The organism is Planococcus chinensis (genome assembly GCF_042681545.1).
Classification (GTDB): domain Bacteria; phylum Bacillota; class Bacilli; order Bacillales_A; family Planococcaceae; genus Planococcus; species Planococcus chinensis.
In genome coordinates this window covers 1-567 of the sequence record NZ_JBHUFW010000016.1, presented here as the reverse complement: position 1 = coordinate 567, position 567 = coordinate 1, and the positions used below count along the sequence as shown (strand labels likewise).

Below are 567 nucleotides of genomic sequence, written 5' to 3'. Positions count from 1 at the left end.
CAAAATGGCTTATTGGGAAGTATGGAAGGACGGAAAAATTTTAACTATCCATTCTGGTTTTGTAGGTGAAACTGGAGATACAGAAGAAGTGAAATTAAAGATGTTTGAGAGATCAGAAAAGATTATGGAAAAACTAGCAGAAGAAAAGTTAGCAGAGGGCTATGACTATCTAGACGAAGACGAGTTAATTGAGGTAGTGCTCCAATATCCATACGAAGAACAACACATCGAAAAAGCGCTTGAAAAAAGACAGCAAGTTGAAGACTTGATGAATGAATGTTTAGGTTGGACGGGGAATGGTTCAAGTGATGGTGGAGATATCGGAAGTGGGACTACAAACGTGTTTAACTATGTAATTGACGTAGAAAAAGCGTTAAAGACCATCCTTGAAGAACTCACTGAACATAACTTATTAGCCAATGTTAAAATTGCTTTTTCGGATGAAAACGAGGAATATGTAGCACTTTACCCAAAGGGTATCGATTTTGATATTTAAGAACTAATTTGTCGGCGCCAGAATTCTTCAAAGAGATTTTTTAGAAAGCGAATGTAACTTAATGGTAATTA

1 protein-coding gene is annotated in these 567 nt (G+C 36.2%); it reads left to right on the top strand.

Features of this window, described 5'->3' with window-relative positions; translation table 11 throughout:
• The coding region (locus ACFSDB_RS16955; RefSeq protein WP_377340714.1) for a hypothetical protein at nucleotides 1-496 on the top strand (496 nt) is incomplete at its 5' end.
• Nucleotides 497-567 lie beyond the last annotated feature (71 nt).